Origin of the sequence: Streptomyces sp. NL15-2K, from assembly GCF_030551255.1 — a bacterium.
GTDB lineage: Bacteria > Actinomycetota > Actinomycetes > Streptomycetales > Streptomycetaceae > Streptomyces.
The window spans coordinates 6,688,415-6,703,105 of record NZ_CP130630.1; the positions used below are offsets into that span (position 1 = coordinate 6,688,415).

Here is a 14,691-nt window from a genome sequence, read left to right on the forward strand (position 1 = left end):
GACGTGCCGATCGTGGCTCAGAGCACCGAGACCACCGACTGGGTCTCCCGTTTCGCGGATGAGGTCATCGAGGAGTCGGAGCGTCGGGCCCCCGGCAAACCTGTTGTCGTCGCGTCCGGGCTCTCCCCGTCCGGCCCCATCCACCTGGGGAACCTGCGGGAGGTCATGACCCCGCACCTGGTGGCGGACGAGATCCGGCGGCGCGGGCGTCAGGTGCGGCACCTGATCTCCTGGGACGACTACGACCGGTACCGCAAGGTGCCCGCCGGAGTCGCCGGCGTCGACGAGACCTGGGCCGAGCACATCGGCAAGCCGCTCACCTCCGTCCCGGCCCCCAAGGGCTCCGCCCACCCCAACTGGGCCGAGCACTTCAAGGCCGCCATGACCGAGTCGCTCGCCGAGCTGGGCGTCGAGTTCGACGGGATCAGCCAGACCGCGCAGTACACCTCCGGGGTGTACCGGGCACAGATCCTGCACGCGATCAAGCACCGCGGCGACATCGACGCGATCCTCGACCAGTACCGCACCAAGAAGGCTCCCGCGAAGAAGCAGTCGCAGAAGCCCGTCGACGAGGCCGAGCTCGAAGCCGCCGAAGGATCGGGGGCGGCGAGCGAGGACGACGGCAGCTCCGGCTCCGCCGGGTACTTCCCGTACAAGCCGTACTGCGGCAACTGCGAGAAGGACCTCACCACCGTCACCGCCTACGACGACGACACCACCGAGCTGACCTACACCTGCACCGCCTGCGGCTTCGGCGAGACCGTGCGGCTCAACGAGTTCAACCGCGGCAAGCTGGTGTGGAAGGTCGACTGGCCGATGCGGTGGGCGTACGAAGGGGTCGTCTTCGAACCGAGCGGCGTCGACCACTCGTCCCCCGGGTCCTCCTTCCAGGTGGGCGGGCAGATCGTCGGGATCTTCGGCGGCAAGCAGCCGATCGGGCCGATGTACGCGTTCGTGGGGATCAGTGGGATGGCGAAGATGTCGTCGTCCCGCGGCGGCGTGCCCACCCCTGCCGACGCGCTGAAGATCATGGAACCGCAGCTCCTGCGCTGGCTGTACGCCCGACGCCGGCCCAACCAGTCCTTCAAGATCGCCTTCGACCAGGAGATCCAGCGCCTCTACGACGAGTGGGACAAGCTCGACGCGAAGGTGGCCGACGGATCCGCGCTCCCGGCGGACATTGCCGCGCACTCGCGCGCGGTGCGGACCGCCGGCGGCGAGCTGCCGAAGACGCCCCGGCCCCTGCCGTACCGGACCCTCGCCTCCGTCGCCGACATCACCGCCGGACACGAGGACCAGGCACTGCGGATCCTCTCCGAGCTCGACCCGGAGAACCCGCTGGGGTCGCTGGACGAGGCACGGCCGCGCTACGACAAGGCCGAGGCGTGGATCAACACCCACGTCCCCGCCGACCAGCGGACCATCGTGCGGGACGAACCCGACGCCGAACTGCTGAAGTCCCTCGACGAGCAGGCCCAGCAGTCGCTACGACTGCTGCTGGACGGGCTGGCCGACCACTGGTCGCTGGACGGACTCACCCACCTCGTCTACGGCGTGCCCAAGGTGCAGGCCGGGTTCTCCGCGAACGCGACGCCCAAGGAACTGCCGCCGGAGATCAAGACCGCCCAGCGGTCCTTCTTCGCGCTGCTGTACCACCTGCTGGTGGGCCGGGACACGGGGCCGCGGCTGCCCACGCTGTTGCTGGCGGTGGGGCAGGAGCGGGTGCGGGCCCTGCTCGGGGAGTAAGCGGTTCTGCGAGTAACCGGTTCTGCGAGTGACTGGTTCTGCGAGTGACTGGTTCTACGACGATGGGGGGCGCCCGGTGTTCGCCGGGCGCCCCCCCATCGTCGTAGCGGATCCGACGGACCCAGGCCCTACGCGATGTGGTCCTCTTCCAGTTCCGCGTTGAAGCGGTTGGTGAAGCGCATGACCATCCGCTTGGCGTCGGCGTCCAGGACGGTGAGGCCGTAGGTCGCCTCGACGTTGCTGCTGAACTCGCGGGGCGTCGGGTAGCCGCTGCCGTCTATCGACTGCTTGAAGACCTGGTAGTACGCCTCCTCGTCCGGCTCCGGGGGTTCCGGGGTTCCGCCGCCTTCACCCAGGTTGCGGGTGCGGCCGGGGCCGGCGGGGATGGGGAAGCTGCCGGTCTCCTCCGGAGAGGGGTCCGGGGAGGTCTCGGGCGAGGGGGGTTCTTGCTGGTACTGCTCCTGGTACTGCTCGGCCTGGAGCTGTTCCGCGTACCACTGCTCGTACTGTTCCTGGGGGTCGTAGGTGGGGTCGTAGCCGCCCTGGTATGCGACTTGGCGGGGGGCCTCGAACCAGGGGCTGTTGTCCGGTTCGGGTGCGTTGGGCAGCTGTTCGGCGTGGGGGGTGCCGTCCAGTTCCAGGCGCTGCCCGCTGTGGGGTGCCGCTTTCTGCGGGACGGGTGCCGCCCCAGCGGCACGACTGCCCGCAGCTGCGGCGGATGCAGCCGATGCGTCCGCTGGCGAAGCCGCGTCCAGTGCCTGCTGAGGTGCCGGAGGGAGCAGGGCCGGCTCTATGCCCGCCGCCGCCAAGCCCGCCGGGGCCGTTTCCGCCAGCGGAACCCCGTACCGCGCCAGGCGCAGGGGCATCAGGCTCTCCACCGGCGCCTTCCTCCTCCACCCCCGGCCGAAGCGGGACCGCAGGCGGGCCTGGTACACCAGACGCTCCTGTTCCAGCTTGATGACCTGCTCGTAGGAGCGGAGTTCCCAGAGCTTCATGCGGCGCCAGAGCAGGAAGGTCGGCAGGGGGGAGAGGAGCCAGCGGGTGAGGCGGACTCCCTCCATGTGTTTGTCCGCCGTGATGTCGGCTATGCGGCCTATCGCGTGGCGGGCCGCCTCCACGGAGACCACGAAGAGGATCGGGATCACCCCGTGCATACCCACGCCCAGCGGGTCCGGCCAGGCCGCCGCGCCGTTGAACGCGATCGTGGCCGCCGTCAGCAGCCATGCCGTCTGGCGGAGCAGAGGGAAGGGGATGCGGATCCAGGTCAGGAGCAGATCGAGGGCGAGGAGGACGCAGATACCCGCGTCGATTCCGATCGGGAAGACGTAACTGAAGTTCCCGAAGCCCTTCTGGAGGGCCAGCTCGCGGACGGCCGCATAGGAACCGGCGAAGCCGATACCGGCGATGATGACGGCACCGGAGACGACCACGCCGATGAGAACCCGGTGCATCCGTGTCAGCTGCAGTGGCGCGGCCACCCGTACTCCCCTCCCAGTGCGTGTTGTTGCGCGCAACAGGGTGGCACATCTGTGCGGGAGACGGGTGGCCGGTCCAGAGTGACGGTCAGCTCTTCTTCGACGCCGACTCGGACGGGGAGGCCGAGGGCGCCTTCGCCGGGGCCTTCGACGCCGACTCCGTGGGCGACTTCGTAGGCGACTTCGTGGGCGCCTTGGGCGACGGCGAACCGCTCGCCTTGCCCTCGCCGTTCGCCGACGACACCGCGGCCACCGCCTCCTTCGTCGCCTTCTGCGCGAGCTTCGCCAGACTCTCCGCGCTCGGGCTCTTCTCGCCGGCCAGGCCCGCGCCGTTGTAGTCGAGCGTGACGACGACGTTCTCCACCCGCGCCACGACCGTCTGCTGCTTGAAGGAGCCCTCCTTCTTCTTCAGGTCGTAGCTCACGGCCGTCGCCGCGTCACCCGTCCCGGCGACCGGCTCCGACTTCGTGTTCTTCGCGCCGCTCACCGACTGGGCGTCCTGGATCTGCTTCTCGTAATACGCCTGTGCCTGCTTCTCGCCCGTACCGCGCGAGGTGTCCGACTCGAAGCGGAGCAGGGCGACGTTCAGCCAGCGGAACTGGGATCCCTTGACGCCGTTGTTGTCGAGGCTGCTCCAGGAGCAGTTGGCACGCGTCGCCGTGTCGTCCGACGTGCCCTCCTTGCCGGACTTCCCCGCCTCCGGCACCAGTTCGCCCAGACTCTTCTTCGACAGCACCGCGCACGGCTCCGGAAGCGACTCGTACGCCGCCGCCTGTACCGTCGGCGAGGGGCTCGCGGAGGCCGAGGCGGTGGCGCCCGCGTTCTTGGTGCCGGCGTCGTCGGAGCCGGAGTCGGACGAGCAGCCGGTGGCGATCAGCATCGCGGGGACGGCCGCCGCGCAGACAAGGACGCGGTTGAGGCGCTTCGCTCGCTGGTGAGGCTTGTCTCGCTGTGCTCGTCGCTGCATGGTTCCTTCACTCATGACGCTCGTGTTCCTGCCGTCGGATCGGGTCCGAGGGGCCACGGTACGCGGTGAGGAGGACATGCGGCCGTGCTTCGTTTGCTTTGCGTGCGGGCGTGAGGGGTGTGTGAAGGGGCGTCAGTCGGACAGCGTGTCCGCCAACTGAGAGGCCAGTTTCCGGGCCTTGTCCTGCATTTCCTTGCTGTCCGGGACCACGCCGACGGTGGCCGGCTGCTCCACGTACTCGAGCGTCACGATCACGTTCGACGTGCGGAACGCCACAGTCACCGTGCGCTGCTGGGCCGTCGAACCGGAGCTGCTCAGGACGTCGTCCAGGAACGCCTCGTCGCCGACGTCGTCGAGGAGGCGGGGCTGGAGAGTGGAAGGGGTGGTGGAGACGGAAGGGGAAGGGGAGCCGGAGATGGAGGGGGAGCCGGAGACGGACGTCGAGGGGGCGTCGCTCGGATCGGGGGGCTCGGTGCCCTCGGCGTTCGCGGCGGTCTCGTCGGCGCTGGTGGCGGCGCTGGTGGTGGGGCGGGAGCTCGCGCCGGACACCGATTCGGACGGCGATTCGGACACCGATTCGGACGGCGTCGGCTCGGGGAGGTCCGCCGCCTCCTCCTTCGTCCCGAAGAGCTGCTCCGCCTCGCTGTCGTCGCTCACCGTGTTGTCGTACGAGACCACCCGCTCGAAGTCGACGAGCAGGTGGTCGGTGGCGTCCGTCGACTCCACCTTCCAACGGCAGCCGACCTTGCGGTCCGTGTCATAGGTGAGCGTGGGCTCGCCCGCGTACGCCTGCTCCCGCTGCTCCGCGTCCGTGATCTGCTTGATGCCGGGCAGCAGCGAGTTGAGGGTGTCCTGGCCGACCGCGCCGCAGGGCTCGGGGAGGGTGCGGTACCGGCCCGGTTGGGCCGCGGCCGAAGCCGTACTGGAGCCGCCGGGGTTGGAGTCGTCCTTCGGACCGCCGTCGTCCGAACTGCCGGTGCAGCCGGCCAGCAGGGCCGCGAGGAGCGCGGCTGTGCCGGGTACGTAGGCCTTCCGCTGCACGGTCGGGCTCCTCTCGACGGTGTGTGTTCCCTGAGGATCTCAGTGTCCCCGCTGGTTATTCGCTTGCCGCACGGGGGCGTCCCCTGGAGACAATGTGTATCGCACGCACTGCCGTGGACGCCGGTCCGCTGTCCCATTCATCGACCTTGGCGCCGGTTTTGCGATTCGAGACTTCTGTTGGTTTTACGGGGGAAGAGGACGATATGTCGTACGTGGAAATGCCGGGCGCGAAGGTTCCCATCCGTATGTGGACCGACCCGGCGACGGTCGAGGACGTGGCACTCCAGCAGCTGCGGAACGTGGCGACGCTGCCGTGGATCAAGGGGCTGGCCGTGATGCCGGACGTGCACTTCGGGAAGGGTGCGACGGTCGGGTCGGTCATCGCCATGCGGGGGGCCGTGTGTCCTGCGGCGGTGGGGGTGGACATCGGGTGTGGGATGTCGGCGGTGAAGACGTCGCTGACGGCCAATGATCTGCCGGGGGATCTGTCGCGGCTGCGGTCGAAGGTCGAGGCTGCCATTCCGGTGGGGCGGGGGATGCATGACAGTCCTGTTGAGCCGGGGCGGTTCCATGGGTTGGCCACCGGGGGGTGGGATGACTTTTGGGGGCGGTTCGAGGGGGTTGCGGATGCGGTGAAGTTTCGGCGGGAGCGGGCTGCTTTGCAGATGGGGACGCTCGGCGCGGGGAATCATCATGCTGAGTTGTCGTTCGATACTGAGGGTTCGGTGTGGCTTACGTTGCACTCGGGTTCCCGCAATATCGGAAAGGAACTGGCCGAGCATCACATCGGCGTGGCTCAGAAGCTTCCGCACAACCAGGGCTTGGTCGACCGCGACCTTGCCGTCTTCGTCTCGGACACCCCGCAGATGGCCGCATACCGGAATGACCTCTACTGGGCGCAGGAGTACGCGAAGTACAACCGCTCGATCATGATGGCGCTCCTCAAGGATGTGATCCGCAAAGAGTTCAAGAAGGCGAAGCCGACCTTCGAGATGGAGGTCAGCTGTCACCACAACTACGTTGCTGAGGAACGCTACGAGGGGATGGACCTGCTCGTGACCCGCAAGGGCGCGATCAGGGCTGGCGCTGGCGACCTTGGAATCATCCCGGGTTCGATGGGTACGGCCACGTACATCGTGAAGGGTCTCGGCAACGAGAAGGCCTTCAACTCCGCCTCGCACGGCGCCGGTCGGCGCATGAGCCGCAACGCGGCGAAGCGGCGGTTCTCGACGAAAGACCTGGAGGAGCAGACGCGGGGCGTGGAGTGCCGTAAGGACTCCGGCGTCGTGGATGAGATTCCGGGTGCGTACAAGCCGATCGAGCAGGTCATCGACCAGCAGCGCGACCTGGTGGAGGTCGTGGCGAAGCTGAAGCAGGTCGTCTGCGTGAAGGGTTGACGCATGAGGCCCCCGGTAGAACCGGGGGCCTCGCTCATTGGTTCACTGATCGCTTGGCATGGGGACTTGGCCGGTGCGCAGGCGCCAGAGGCGCAGGTTGCAGCTCTGGACAGTCCTGCCAAGCGTTTCGGCTGCTGGCTTGGCGCGGTTCAGCTCCAACAAGATCCGATCTTCGTGCTCCGTCCAGCGACGTCGCGTGTGGGCGGCCCTCATGTTGGCAGGGCGTACCCAAGTTGCGAGTGAGTCGGCGGCCATGCGCTTGCGCTCCAAGGCCAGACAACCGGGCTGGTAGAGGTGGGCGGCCAAGTGTTGGGCCACTTCCATCGTGTAGAGGACGTTGTAGATGTCGTCGCGGGCGTTGCGCTTGATGGCGCGCTCGGCACCCGTGATCTCCTTCGCGTAGTCAGCCAGGTAGGCGCCAATGGCCGTGCTGGCGGTCGTCAGGGAGATGAAGGGGAAGCCCTTGCTCGTGTGGCCCACCGAGCCGTCGGCGTCGATGACACCTCGGAGATAGTCGCGGCGTGAGAACTCGCCGTGAGGCGGAGAGATCGTCTTCGACTTGCGGCCATAAGGCAGGCCAAGTTCGTTGAGCCTGACCCTGGCTTCGAGGGAGCACAGGCTCCAGATCGCCGAGCGGTGGGTCTCGGCAAAGGTCGTGGACCGTGTGCGTTCGGTGATGCTGCTGTTGTACGGGGTCAGCTTCTGGAACTTGCGCAAGAGGTCGATGTCCCGCGCGCTGATCTCGACAGTCAATCGCCCTCGCTGCCTCGACTGTTGGGACAGATGCCCGTCCGCCTGCAAGAAGCCGAACATGTACGCGTACTCAGGGACGGTGAGGTCCATGAACTGGTGGGCGATAGGCTCGCAATCAGCCACAGGGAAGCCCTACTTCCTTGTTGGTCAGGCCCTCGGCTCGGGTGGCACCCCGGCCCGAGGGCCGTCGATTTGATGTTGTGCCGCGAGCCTAGATCGCCAGTTCAGTGCCCGTTCGGGTGATCGATGCGCTTCACTCGTGTGGGTTATTGATTCGCGGGTCGGACGCGGTGGGCAGGATGATCGGCATGGCCTACGCCCCGAGTGATGTCCCCGCGTTCCACGACCTGTTCGTCGCGCAGCCGCGCCTGACCGATCTGGTTCTCTCGCCCGATGGCACGCGATTGATCGCGTCCGGGCAGGTGATCAACGCGGAGGGGACGAGGTATGTCTCGCGGCTGTGGGAGGTGGACCCGGCAGGCGAGCGTGAGAGCCGGGTTGTGGGTGAGTCCGCCCAGGGGGAGTTCGGGGCCGCGTTCGGCGGCGATGGCAGGCTGCTGTTCCTGTCCGCACGTGAGGATGGCGGTTCCTCCCAGGGCGTGGCCCTGTGGGCGTTGTCCGAGAGGGGTGAGGTCGAGCAGGTCGCCCGTCATCCCGGGGGTATATCCGCCTTCGCCGTCGCCAAGGGTGCCGATGTCCTCGCCTATACCGCTGCTCTGCTGCCCGGTGCCGCTGATGCCGAGACGCATGCCGGCCTGCGCCATGACCGCGAGAGCGCCATGGTCAGCGCCGTCCTGTACGAGGGCGGTCCGGTGCGAGCCTGGGGCACCGACCTCGGGCCCGGTGAACCGCACACCTTTGTTCTGCGGCGCTCCGACGGGGTTCCGGTCGACGCGGGCAGCCAGGGACTCGCGGGCAGTGGGGACGTGGCGCTGTCGCCGGACGGATCGCTGGTGGTCTACACGCGGGCCGCGACCGGCCGGGCCCCGGACGCGAATGTCGTGGTGGTGGCCGACGTGGCCACGGGTGCCGAGTGCCGTACCTTCTCGCGTCCCGGGCACCAGTACTACCGTCCGGTGTTCACCGGCGATGGGACGGGGCTGGTCTGTCAGCGGCAGAGGGAGGAGACCTACGACGTCGAATGGCGGGTCACCCTCGTCGCGTTCGACCTGGACTCCGGTGAGGAGACCGATCTGCTGCCGGAGTTCGACAACTGGCCGTGGCCGGGGCGGCCGGTGCCCTCGCCGGTTGCCGGTGACGGCACGGTGTGGTTCACGGGGGACGAGCGGGGGCATTGTCCGGTCTTTCGCCGGGATGCGGACGGCACGGTCACCCGTCTGACCGCCTCCGGTGCCTATGCCTCGGTGTGTGTGACGCCTGATGGGGCCACCACCCTGTACGCGCTGTGCAGCACGATCGACGGGCCGCCTCGGGTGGTTCGGCTGGATGCCGCCAAGGCTGATCAACTGCCCGTGTCGCTCAAGGGTCTCGGGGACCTGGGACCGCTTCCCGGCACCCTCACCGAGGTGCGCGTCGAGGCGGACGACGGGTTCCCGTTGCGTGCCTGGCTCGTCCTGCCCGAGGGGGCCTCGGCGGAGGATCCGGCGCCCTTGGTGGTCGCCCCGCACGGTGGGCCGCAGATGTCCTGGAGCGGCTGGACGTGGTTGTGGAATCCGTGGCCGTTCGCGGCCCGTGGCTACGCGGTGCTGCTGCCGGACCCGGCGCTGTCCACCGGTTACGGGCAACGCATGCAGGAACGCGGCCGGGGGCAGTACGGCGGTCAGCCGTACCGTGATGTGATGGCGCTGACGGACGCGGCGCTGGCCCGTGGCGACCTCGACGGGGACCGGACGGGCATGGCCGGCTGGTCCTACGGCGGCTACCTCGCCAACCGGACCGCGACCCTCACCGACCGTTTCAAGGCGATCGTCTCGCACGCCGGAATGTGGAACCTGGAGTCGTTCCCGTTCGACTCGGACATGCACGCGTACTTCCAGAAGATCTTCGGAGATCCCCGGACGCGGCGCGAACGGTACGACTCGAACTCACCCCACCTCGACGCGGCGAAGGTCACGACCCCGATGCTGATCGTGCACGGGGGCAAGGACTATCGGGTGCCGGTGGGGCAGTCGCTCGGGTTGCTCAACGACCTCGAGCGGTACGGCGTCCCCGTCAGATTCCTGTACTTTCCGGACGAGAGCCACGGTGTCGGGGCGCCGAACCACGTTCGGATCATGTACGAGACGGTGTTGAACTTCCTCGACCACCATGTCCTGGGACAGGCGTGGCAGCGACCCGCACTGCTTTAGACGTCTTTAGACGTCGGAGGAGGGCCGCCGCCTTCCTTCGCGGCTATTTCGGCGCGTGTGTCACCGCGTAGATCATCACGAACGCCACGATGTGGATGCCGAACAGGAAGTACGCCAGCCACCACCACATCTTGCGTTCGTTCTGCTTCTCCTCGTGCAGGCGGCGTCTGTCCCGGTCGGCGTCGTCCATCACAGTTCCCGGTGGATTTTGGTGTTCGAGGCCTGGGCGCGCGGGCGGAGGACGAGGAGGTCGACGTTGACGTGGCTGGGGCGGGTCACGGCCCAGGTGATGGTGTCGGCCACGTCGTCGGCGGTGAGGGGGTCGGCGACGCCCTCGTAGACCTTCTCCGCCTTGTCCTCGTCGCCGCCGAAGCGGGTGAGGGCGAACTCGTCCGTCCTGACCATGCCGGGCGCGATCTCGATGACGCGGACCGGGCGGCCGACGATCTCCAGGCGGAGGGTCTCGGCGAGGACGTGCGCGCCGTGCTTGGCGGCGACGTAGCCCGCGCCGCCCTCGTACGTGCCATGGCCGGCCGTGGAGGAGACGACGACGATCGTGCCGTCGCCGCTCGCGTCCAGCTTGGGGAGCAGGGCCTGGGTGAGGTTGAGGGTGCCGATGACGTTGGTCTCGTACATCGTGCGCCAGTCGTCCGGGTCGCCGGTCGCGACCGGGTCGGCGCCGAGCGCGCCGCCCGCGTTGTTCACCAGCACGCCGATGGTCTTGAAGGCCGAGGCGAACTCGTCGACGGCCGCGCGGTCGGTGATGTCCAGCTGGTACGCCGTCGCCGCGTGGCCGGCCGCGGTGATCTCCTCGGCGAGCGCCTCTATGCGGTCCTTGCGGCGGGCGGTGAGGACCACGCGGTATCCGGCTGCGGCGAGTTGCCGGGCGGTGGCGGCGCCGATTCCGCTGCTCGCACCGGTGACGACGGCGATGCGGGAGGCGGCGGACGGGGCGGCGGTGGCCATGGACTGCTCCTCGGACGGGTCGAAAGCCTGTCCGGCCAGGATAGGCGGGCGGGATGTGTGGGCGGTTTGTGATCTCGTCCTGCGGTCATGGTCCGGTCGGCCTTCGGTCGGCCTCCGGTCGGCTCGTGAGCGGCCGCGGTGGAAGAATGAGGAGTGGGTGATCCCCTGATCAGGAGGTGGATCGATGGGACAGGCGCGTGAGGTCATGGACCGGCTCACGGATGCGCTGACCACGCACCCGGACCTCAAGGCCATCGCCGATCTGTATGCCGAGGACGCGGTCGCCGTCACGCCCGACGAAGGGGAGATCCGCGGGCGCGACCACATCGTCGACTACTGGCGGCAGATGACGGAGGCGGTCCCCGAGGCCGCGTTCGAGTCGTTGCACAAGTACGAGGCCGGTGACACGGCCATCGACGAGGGCATCTTCAGCGGAATGAACACCGGGCCGCTGCGGCTGCCCACCGGGGAGACGCTCCCGCCGACCCAGAAGGAGATCAGGATCCGCGGGGTGGACATCGCCACCGTGAAGGACGGTCGGATCGTCGATTACCGGCTGTACTTCGACGAGATGGAATTCCTGGGGCAGCTGGGGCTGCTGCCCGATCAGCCTGATAAGTCATAGCCGCCGCGAGACGGCTCAGTCGCCTCTCGGCGCGTACATGATGACCGCCATGCCGGCGAGGCAGATGAGCGCGCCGGTGACGTCCCAGCGGTCCGGGCGGTAGCCGTCGGCTGCCATTCCCCAGGCCAGGGAACCGGCGACGAAAACACCGCCGTACGCGGCGAGGATGCGGCCGAAGTTGGCGTCCGGCTGGAGCGTGGCGACGAAGCCGTACGTGCCGAGGGCGAGGACGCCCGCGCCGATCCACAGCCAGCCGCGGTGTTCGCGCACGCCCTGCCAGACCAGCCAGGCGCCGCCGATCTCGAAGAGGGCGGCGACGAGGAAGAGGGCGGCGGAGCGGAGGATGAGCATGCGGGCAGCTTCGCATGTGTGTCCCTCGACTTAAGGTGCAACCTATGGGTTGCACCTGCGGCCTCGATGTGCAACTCTGAGGTTGCACGGGTTGTATCAATGGCGACGGTGAAGGAGTCCCTCATGAGCGAGGACCGGATCGAACGCGAAACCCTGATCGCGGCACCCCTGGAGCGGGTCTGGTCGCTGGTGGCCCAGCCCGGGTTCTGGGTGGCCGACAAAGCGAGTCTGCCCGGCACCGTGGCCAAGGAGGGCGAGTCGATGGTGGCGAAGAACGCCGAGCACGGTGACTTCCCGGTGCGTGTGGAGAAGGTGGAGCCGCCGACGTATCTGGCATACCGCTGGACCAGCGCGTTCCCCGGGGAAGAGCTGCGCGAGGACAACAGCACTCTGGTGGAGTTCACGCTGACCCAGGAAGGCGACCGGACGCGGCTGCGCGTCGTCGAGAGCGGGTTCGCGGCGCTGGCCGGGTCCGAGGAGCTGCGCAGTCAGAACCTGAAGGACCACACCGAAGGCTGGCCCCTGGAGCTCGACGCGCTCAAGACGCGCGCCGAACAGCCCTCCACGTGACGGACGAACGTGCCGGCGCCGCCGAGGTCGTCGACAGCGTCCTCGGTGCGCTGGCCGACCCGACGCGACGTCAGCTGCTCGATCTGCTCGCCGCACAGGGGGAGGCCACTGCCACGACGCTCGCAGAACGACTTCCCGTCTCGCGGCAGGCGGTGGTCAAGCACCTCGCCGTCCTGGATGCCGCCGGGCTGGTTTCCGGCGGCCGGGTGGGGCGCGAGGTGCGGTACGCGGTGCGGCCCGCGGCGCTGGACGTGACGGCACGCTGGATGGCTTCGCTTGCGGCCGACTGGGACCGGCGCCTGGCGCACATCAAGCGCGTCGCTGAGGCGGCGGAGCGGGATTCGGATGCGGCACGGCCGGACTGAAGGCGGCGGACGGCGCCCGCGACGCTCGCCACGCCGACCGCGATGAGCCTTGGGCCCCGGCCGCTGCGCCGTACGATCTCTGCACGGTGCAGAGGAAGGCGGGCGGTATGGCGGGCGAGACACGTGAGCGGCTGCTGGACGAGCTGTCCTCGGTCTCACGCCGCTACATGGCGTCGTACGCCCTGTTCAACCAGGCCGTCGCCGACCATCTCGGACTGCATCCGACCGATCTGCAGTGTCTGAACCTGCTCACCCTGGAGCGTGGTCCGGTGACGACGGGTCGCGTCGCCGAGCTGACCGGGCTGACGACCGGGTCGGCGACGCGGCTGGTGGACCGGCTGGAGCGGGCCGGGTACGTCGTGCGGGAGCGGGACGCGGCCGATCGGCGGCGGGTGCTCGTGGCGACCGTGCCGGAGAAGGTCGCGGAGTTCGGGCGGGTGTGGGAGCGGCTGGGCGGCGAGTGGTCCGCCCTGTTCGACGACCTGGACGACACCCAGCTCGGCCTGATCGTCGACCACATGAGGCGCACGACGGATTTCAGCGCGGCGCAGGTGGCGCGGCTGCGGGCCGGCGAGGTGTGAGGCCGATCCTGTGTCGGGCCTCGAGGGGCGTGGCGGCGTCGCGCCTCACGGGGCGTGTCAGCTGTCGGCGTCGTACTGCTCCCGCGCCTCCCAGACCTCCTCGATGTGGGTCTCGGCCCACTCCTTCACCGCGCTCAGCAGCAGGCTCAGGCTGCGGCCCAGTTCGGTGAGTTCGTAGTCGACGCGGACGGGGACGGACGGGGTGACCGTGCGGGAGAGGAGGCCGTCGCGCTCCAGTGAGCGCAGCGTCTGCGTCAGCATCTTGGGGCTGACGCCGGCGATCTTGCGGCTGAGGTCGCTGTAGCGCAGGGGGCCGGGGGCGAGGGCGGAGACGACGAGGCTGACCCACTTGTCGCTGATGCGGTCCAGGAGCTGGTTGGTGGGGCAGGCCTTGAGGAACGCGTCGTAGTCGGCGCGGGCCCGTTCGCGCCGCTGGGCCGCCGTCATGGTCGCCATGGCTCAACTCCGGGGTGCTTACGCACCGTTGGGTAACTACTTCCCGAGGGACAGTAACTCTTCCTGGGGTTGCCGGCAGCGCAGGAGCGGCTGGTGCTGGTCCTGTAGTGCCCTCAGGCGAACCCGAGGGCCAGGGGGGACCACCAGAGCGCGGGTCAGTGGTGCTGCTCCCGCTGCGGCTTGCGCGGCAGCAGTCGTACGAGGGGCAGGCACAGGACGGTCGCCGCGGCGACGACGACGAGGCTCACGGTCATGGCGTGGGCCGCGCCGCCGTCCGCGGTCCGGAAGTACACGGTCGTCACGACCGCCGCCCCGATCGCGTTGGCGACCTGCTGCACCGCGCTGAGCGAGCCGCTCGCGCTGCCCGCCTCCTCGGGGGCGATGTCGCCGATCGTGACGTCGTAGACCGTGCCGAAGCAGGTGCCCATGCCGAGGCCGATGAGGAGAACGGGCGGCACGAGCGCCCAGCTACCGGTCTCCGTGCCGGTGTTGACGACCAGCAGGGTGAGGTGGCCGCAGCCCGCGAGGACCATCAGCAGGCCCGCCACGACGAGCCGGCGGCCGTAGGAGTGGATGAGGCGGTAGCAGGCGATGGACGCGATGACGATCCCGATCGACAAGGGGATCAGGCCGAGCGCGGTACCGGCGGGGGAGCGGCCGAGGCCCTGCTGGAAGAAGAGGGAGAGGACGTAGAGGAGGCCGGCGGTCGCGGCGAAGGCGACCAGGCCGAGGATCAGGCCCGAGGTGAAGCCGCGGTTGTGGAGCAGCGACGGCTGGATGAGCGGGTGGGGTGCGGTGCGCTGGCGGTGGCAGAAGCCGGCGAACAGGGCCAGGCCGAGGAGCAGGAGGGCGACCGCGCGGGGCGTCCAGCCGTGGTCCGAGCCGTCGATGAGCCCGCCGAGCAGGCCGAGCAGGGCGCCGGCGAGCAGCGCCGATCCCCGGCCGTCGACGGAGACGGTCGGGTCGCCGGTGTCGCGCGGCAGCAGGCGTACGGCTGCGATGAGCGCGCCGCCGCCGAGGAACAGCTGATTTCTTTGCCGTCACGCAGTATCTGTGTCACGCAGATAAATGTGAGGGGTGAGGTGACGC

16 protein-coding genes are annotated in these 14,691 nt (G+C 68.9%); 7 read left to right on the plus strand and 9 right to left on the minus strand.

Going from position 1 to position 14,691, the window contains the following annotated elements; translation table 11 throughout:
* Positions 1 to 3: 3 nt before the first annotated feature.
* A complete protein-coding gene (gene lysS, locus Q4V64_RS30155) occupies positions 4 to 1,746 on the plus strand; it encodes a lysine--tRNA ligase (RefSeq protein WP_124440142.1) in 1,743 nt (580 codons plus the stop codon).
* Between the two features lie 128 nt (positions 1,747 to 1,874).
* Here lysS and Q4V64_RS30160 read toward each other — a convergent pair whose 3' ends face one another.
* The 3 genes from Q4V64_RS30160 to Q4V64_RS30170 form a co-directional block, all read right to left on the minus strand.
* Positions 1,875 to 3,224 (minus strand): DUF2637 domain-containing protein, encoded by a 1,350-nt coding sequence (locus Q4V64_RS30160; protein ID WP_124440141.1) that lies wholly within the window; start codon positions 3,222 to 3,224, stop codon positions 1,875 to 1,877.
* A gap of 85 nt (positions 3,225 to 3,309) precedes the next feature.
* The gene (locus tag Q4V64_RS30165; RefSeq protein WP_124440140.1) at positions 3,310 to 4,203 is read right to left on the minus strand and encodes a DUF3558 family protein; all 894 of its coding nucleotides are present in this window, start codon (positions 4,201 to 4,203) and stop codon (positions 3,310 to 3,312) included.
* Positions 4,204 to 4,320: 117 nt separating this feature from the next.
* A complete protein-coding gene (locus Q4V64_RS30170) occupies positions 4,321 to 5,229 on the minus strand; it encodes a DUF3558 domain-containing protein (RefSeq protein ID WP_124440139.1) in 909 nt (302 codons plus the stop codon).
* Positions 5,230 to 5,432: 203 nt separating this feature from the next.
* On the opposite strand from Q4V64_RS30170, the gene Q4V64_RS30175 reads away from it, so the two are divergent.
* Positions 5,433 to 6,626: an RtcB family protein gene (locus Q4V64_RS30175; RefSeq protein WP_124440148.1), complete on the plus strand. Its 1,194-nt coding sequence runs from the start codon at positions 5,433 to 5,435 to the stop codon at positions 6,624 to 6,626.
* A 42-nt stretch (positions 6,627 to 6,668) separates the two neighbouring features.
* Here Q4V64_RS30175 and Q4V64_RS30180 read toward each other — a convergent pair whose 3' ends face one another.
* A complete protein-coding gene (locus Q4V64_RS30180; protein ID WP_172629199.1) occupies positions 6,669 to 7,469 on the minus strand; it encodes an LAGLIDADG family homing endonuclease in 801 nt (266 codons plus the stop codon).
* A gap of 218 nt (positions 7,470 to 7,687) precedes the next feature.
* On the opposite strand from Q4V64_RS30180, the gene Q4V64_RS30185 reads away from it, so the two are divergent.
* The gene (locus tag Q4V64_RS30185) at positions 7,688 to 9,688 is read left to right on the plus strand and encodes a S9 family peptidase (protein ID WP_124440137.1); all 2,001 of its coding nucleotides are present in this window, start codon (positions 7,688 to 7,690) and stop codon (positions 9,686 to 9,688) included.
* 43 nt (positions 9,689 to 9,731) lie between these two features.
* Here Q4V64_RS30185 and Q4V64_RS30190 read toward each other — a convergent pair whose 3' ends face one another.
* On the minus strand, positions 9,732 to 9,878 hold the full coding sequence (locus Q4V64_RS30190) for a hypothetical protein (RefSeq protein WP_172629198.1): 147 nt from the start codon (positions 9,876 to 9,878) through the stop codon (positions 9,732 to 9,734).
* Positions 9,878 to 10,654, minus strand: coding sequence for an SDR family NAD(P)-dependent oxidoreductase (locus Q4V64_RS30195; RefSeq protein WP_124440136.1), 777 nt, complete (start codon positions 10,652 to 10,654; stop codon positions 9,878 to 9,880). The genes Q4V64_RS30190 and Q4V64_RS30195 overlap by 1 nt, the downstream gene beginning before the upstream one ends.
* 184 nt (positions 10,655 to 10,838) lie before the next feature.
* Here Q4V64_RS30195 and Q4V64_RS30200 point away from each other — a divergent pair, with 184 nt between their 5' ends.
* Positions 10,839 to 11,279, plus strand: coding sequence for a nuclear transport factor 2 family protein (locus Q4V64_RS30200; protein WP_124440135.1), 441 nt, complete (start codon positions 10,839 to 10,841; stop codon positions 11,277 to 11,279).
* Positions 11,280 to 11,294: 15 nt separating this feature from the next.
* Here Q4V64_RS30200 and Q4V64_RS30205 read toward each other — a convergent pair whose 3' ends face one another.
* Positions 11,295 to 11,630 carry a YnfA family protein gene (locus Q4V64_RS30205; protein WP_124440134.1) on the minus strand — a complete coding sequence of 112 codons (336 nt, stop codon included), beginning with the start codon at positions 11,628 to 11,630 and terminating at the stop codon, positions 11,295 to 11,297.
* A gap of 123 nt (positions 11,631 to 11,753) precedes the next feature.
* Here Q4V64_RS30205 and Q4V64_RS30210 point away from each other — a divergent pair, with 123 nt between their 5' ends.
* The 3 genes from Q4V64_RS30210 to Q4V64_RS30220 all read left to right on the plus strand — a co-directional run bounded on the left by Q4V64_RS30210 (position 11,754) and on the right by Q4V64_RS30220 (position 13,146).
* Entirely contained in the window at positions 11,754 to 12,200 is a 447-nt protein-coding gene (locus tag Q4V64_RS30210; protein ID WP_124440133.1) for an SRPBCC domain-containing protein, read from the plus strand.
* Positions 12,197 to 12,565 (plus strand): metalloregulator ArsR/SmtB family transcription factor, encoded by a 369-nt coding sequence (locus tag Q4V64_RS30215; RefSeq protein WP_124440132.1) that lies wholly within the window; start codon positions 12,197 to 12,199, stop codon positions 12,563 to 12,565. The genes Q4V64_RS30210 and Q4V64_RS30215 overlap by 4 nt, the downstream gene beginning before the upstream one ends.
* A 107-nt stretch (positions 12,566 to 12,672) precedes the next feature.
* Positions 12,673 to 13,146 carry a MarR family transcriptional regulator gene (locus Q4V64_RS30220; protein ID WP_124440131.1) on the plus strand — a complete coding sequence of 158 codons (474 nt, stop codon included), beginning with the start codon at positions 12,673 to 12,675 and terminating at the stop codon, positions 13,144 to 13,146.
* Between the two features lie 57 nt (positions 13,147 to 13,203).
* Here Q4V64_RS30220 and Q4V64_RS30225 read toward each other — a convergent pair whose 3' ends face one another.
* Positions 13,204 to 13,602 carry a helix-turn-helix domain-containing protein gene (locus Q4V64_RS30225; protein ID WP_124440130.1) on the minus strand — a complete coding sequence of 133 codons (399 nt, stop codon included), beginning with the start codon at positions 13,600 to 13,602 and terminating at the stop codon, positions 13,204 to 13,206.
* Between the two features lie 155 nt (positions 13,603 to 13,757).
* A complete protein-coding gene (locus tag Q4V64_RS30230) occupies positions 13,758 to 14,627 on the minus strand; it encodes an MFS transporter (protein ID WP_124440129.1) in 870 nt (289 codons plus the stop codon).
* Positions 14,628 to 14,691: the final 64 nt, after the last annotated feature.